Raw genomic sequence first — 2,940 nt, forward strand, 5'->3', positions numbered from 1 at the left:
CAGGGTGCCGACGAGGGTCTTGCCCTCACCGGTCTTCATCTCGGCCACATAGCCGAGGGCCCACCGGGGACGCGCTGCCCGTGCTGGCCGCCCTGGAGGCGACGCTGATCATCGCGGGCCCGGGCGGGGCCCGCCGGGAGATCCCGGTCTCGCACCTGCTGGCCGGCGTGGAGATGCTGCGCGGCGGCGAACTCATCGGCTACGTCCGCCGGTCCCCTCCCCGCCTCCGGTCGGCGAGGCCCCGCCGTCCGCGTACGACCCGCTCCAGGACACCGGGTACACCCTCCCGTTGCACGACGGACCGGGCGCCACCGGCTACGGCGGACGTGATGTGTACGACACCGCTGAGACGAACGGCTCCTACGGCACGTACTCCCCGGGTGACGCGTTCGACAGCGGTCCCGCCACCGAACCGCTGCCCGGCTCGCCCTACGGGGCACCGGGTTCGGGCGAACCATGGATCACGCCTTCCGGAGGCTTCAAGTGAACGAGGCACTGCCCGACGTCCCCGAGGTCCGCGTGGTCGGTCTTCCCCAGCTCACGTCGGGCTTCGACCTTGTGGAGCGACTGGACCTGCCGATGCACCTGAAGGTGCACGGGCCGCTCGACCCGCTGGGCGGCGAACAGCTCGCCCAGCTCGCCGAGCGCATCAACCTGAAGGGGCGCGGCGGAGCCGGTTTCCCCTTCCACAAGAAGCTGCGTTCGGTCGCCGAGTCGGCGATCAGGCGCGGGGTGCGGCCGGTCGTCGTGGTCAACGGCAGCGAGGACGAGCCGGCCTGCCGCAAGGACACCGTGCTGATCAACCGGGCGCCGCACCTCATCCTGGACGGCGCCCTGCTGTGCGCCGAGGCGCTCGGCGCGCGCACCCTCGTCATCGGCGTCACCCGGGAGTCCACGCAGCGCTCCATGGAGGCCGCGCTCGCCGAACGCGGCCTCGGCAACAGCCGTAGAGCGCCGTTGCGCGCGTGGGTGCAGCGCAATCCGGTGCGCATGGTCACCGGTGCCGCCGCCTCGCTGATCCGCTCGATCGACGGTGGTCCGGCGATCCCGCCCGGCCGCAAGGTCAGCGCCTCGCGGAGCGGTGTCGGCGGGGCGCCCACACTGCTGTCGAACGCGGAGACGTTCGCGCAGCTCGCCATAGCCGCCCGCATCGGCCCGGAGCGTTACGCCCACACAGGTCTGTACGACGAACCGGGCACCGTGATGCTCACCGTGTCCGGTGCGGTCGCCCGCCCCATGGTGATCGAGGTGCCCACGGGCGTACCGCTGCGCTACGTGCTGCAGCTCGCGGGCGCCCCGCCGGTCCCGCAGGGCGTCCTGACCGGCGGCTACCACGGCAAGTGGATCGACGCGGCGACCGTGGACGAGGCGATCGTCTCCCGCAACTCGCTGGACGCGGTGGGCGGTTCGCTGGGCGCGGGCGCGATCCTGCCGATCGGCCAGGAGACGTGCCCGCTGGGCGAGTCACTGCGGGTGGCGCAGTGGCTGGCCGAGGAGAGTGCCGGTCAGTGCGGGCCCTGCTATCTGGGGCTGCCCGCCGCCGCGCGCGGACTGGAGGACGTCCTGAACGGCGGCGGACCCGCGGCCCTGGAGGCGCTGAAGCAGGTCGCGAAGAACGTCAAGCGGCGCGGCGCGTGTTCACACCCGGACGGCTCGGCGATGTTCCTGGAGTCGACCGTCAAGGCGTTCACCGACGACCTCGCGGCGCACGTCCTCGGCAACGGCTGCGGACGGCCCGTGGCGGGCGTGCTGCCGCTGTTCGAGGGGGGCAGGGCCCCTACGGGCGTCCCGGGCGGCGCGGACGCCGCGGACAGCGGTGCCAGCCGCCAGACGATCCACGTGGACTGGACGCTGTGCCGGGGCCACGGGCTGTGCGCGGACATCCTCCCGGAGGTGTTCGAACTCGGCGCGGACGGCTTCCCGACCGTCGCCCGGGCGCAGGTGCCGCGTTACGCGGAGGCGAAGGCGCTGCGCGCGGTGCGCCGCTGCCCGGCGCTCGCCCTGCGCATCGAGGAGGACACGCGCGGGCAGGCACCGGCACGCAATCTGCCGGTGCTCTCCCAGGGGCGAGGCCGGCGCGCGCTGGGCCGCTGAACACACGTGAGGGGCGGGTCACCGGATCGGGTGATCCGCCCCTCACGTTCCTGCGCGCACTACGTTTAGCCGCGCTTTGCGTCACAACACGCCGAAGGCGGATCATCCGTGGGATGACCCGCCTTCGACTTCTGTGGAGCTAAGGAGAATTGAACTCCTGACCTCTTGCATGCCATGCAAGCGCTCTACCAACTGAGCTATAGCCCCTTGTTTTGTTGTTTCGCCCGGTTCCCCCGGCGACGACGTAAACATTACAGGCCTGTGGGCGCAGCGCCAAATCGGTTGCAGCTTCACTCCGGTATGGCCGCTAATGTCGGTTTTCATGCCCGAGATCGCGCCGTTCACAGCACGCCGCCGGGTCCCGGTCGCCCTGGGCGTGTGCCTGCTGTCCTTCGCGGCGTTCTGGGCCGCGCAGCGGGCCGCGCACGTGTCGATGGTCGACCTGATGGTCTACCGGGCCGAGGGAGCCGCCGTACGGTCCGGCGACGACCTGTACGCGCTGCGCGCGACCACCGCCCGCCTGCCCACCACCTACCCGCCGTTCGCCGCCCTGCTGTTCACCCCGCTGTCCCTGCCGGACACCGCGCTGCTGCGCACGCTGGCGACGGCCGGCAATCTCGCCCTGCTGGTGTTCTTCGTACGGCTGTCGCTCGAACTCGTCGGCCACGCGCGCGTGCGGAACGTCTGGTGGATCGCGGGGGCGGCCGTGTGGTGCGAACCGGTGTGGACGACCGTGCGCTACGGCCAGATCAACCTGCTGCTGGCCGTGCTGGTGCTGTGGGACCTGACCCGCCGGCCCGCCGGCGGCCACGACCGCTGGAGCGGGCTGGGGCTCGGGCTGGCCGC

At 72.0% G+C, this 2,940-nt stretch carries 2 protein-coding genes, 1 tRNA gene and 2 pseudogenes; 4 read left to right on the forward strand and 1 reads right to left on the reverse strand.

Translation table 11 applies throughout. The features are described from left to right. From H5J33_RS29390 to H5J33_RS29400, 3 genes and pseudogenes are all read left to right on the forward strand, one after another. A pseudogene (locus H5J33_RS29390) lies at positions 1-222 on the forward strand (hypothetical protein); the annotation flags it as partial. Next, positions 209-487, forward strand: a pseudogene (locus H5J33_RS29395) (cytochrome b/b6 domain-containing protein); the annotation flags it as partial. The pseudogenes H5J33_RS29390 and H5J33_RS29395, both read left to right, overlap by 14 nt. Beyond that, positions 484-2,094 carry an NADH-quinone oxidoreductase subunit NuoF family protein gene (locus H5J33_RS29400; protein ID WP_181797844.1) on the forward strand — a complete coding sequence of 537 codons (1,611 nt, stop codon included), beginning with the start codon at positions 484-486 and terminating at the stop codon, positions 2,092-2,094. The pseudogene H5J33_RS29395 and the gene H5J33_RS29400, both read left to right, overlap by 4 nt. 134 nt (positions 2,095-2,228) lie before the next feature. Here the strand turns inward: H5J33_RS29400 and H5J33_RS29405 are convergent. Continuing rightward, a tRNA-Ala gene (locus H5J33_RS29405) sits at positions 2,229-2,301 on the reverse strand. A gap of 115 nt (positions 2,302-2,416) precedes the next feature. Between H5J33_RS29405 and H5J33_RS29410 the strand changes: the two genes are divergently transcribed. Further along, on the forward strand, positions 2,417-2,940 hold a 524-nt coding region (locus H5J33_RS29410), incomplete at its 3' end, for a glycosyltransferase 87 family protein (protein WP_181797845.1).

Origin of the sequence: Streptomyces sp. WELS2, assembly GCF_013870595.1 — a bacterium.
Lineage (GTDB): Bacteria > Actinomycetota > Actinomycetes > Streptomycetales > Streptomycetaceae > Streptomyces.